Below are 521 nucleotides of genomic sequence, written 5' to 3'. Positions count from 1 at the left end.
GCTTTGTTTTCCTGAATCAAAAGAAGAAAGATTAGCAATTTTAGTCGTGTCTTTATTTACTTTAGCAACAGTTTTGATAGTATCTTTTTTTGCAGAAGTTGAGTCAATTGCTTTAACTCCTTTTAAATAGTCTTCAGCAACTTTATCTGCATCAATAAATCTCTTTACAAAGTCCTCATCAGTTAAAGTGTATACTTCAAAGAATTGAAGATTAGCAGTTGATTGCAAGAATGTTTTTACACGCTCAGGGTTATTGGCACCTGCTAATTCAATATTGATAATTCCTTTCTTTTCGTCGGGATTAATGTTTGGAGAAGACACCCCGAATTTATCAACCCTTGTACGAATGATTCTCACAGTATTTTTAAATGCTGCTGAAGCCTGGTCTTTAAGATAGCTGACAACATCTCCTTCAGAAGAACTGAATTTTATTTTGCCGTTGCTTTGTGCACTAAAGAATGCAGCTAAACTTCCTGACGGGTTAATCTTTTTGTATTCTTCAACAAATAAGCTAATCAAAT

The 521-nt window shown here is 33.8% G+C and carries 1 protein-coding gene; it reads right to left on the bottom strand.

Annotated features, from left to right (window positions below):
- Window positions 1-521 (bottom strand): hypothetical protein (locus tag E3E36_RS11520; protein ID WP_206203645.1); only part of this gene is annotated, 521 nt, incomplete at both ends.

The sequence above is a fragment of the Thermococcus sp. M36 genome (assembly GCF_012027355.1).
GTDB lineage: Archaea > Methanobacteriota_B > Thermococci > Thermococcales > Thermococcaceae > Thermococcus.
The sequence above is the reverse complement of the archived record's forward strand: the minus strand, read 5'-3'. Positions and strand labels throughout refer to the sequence as shown.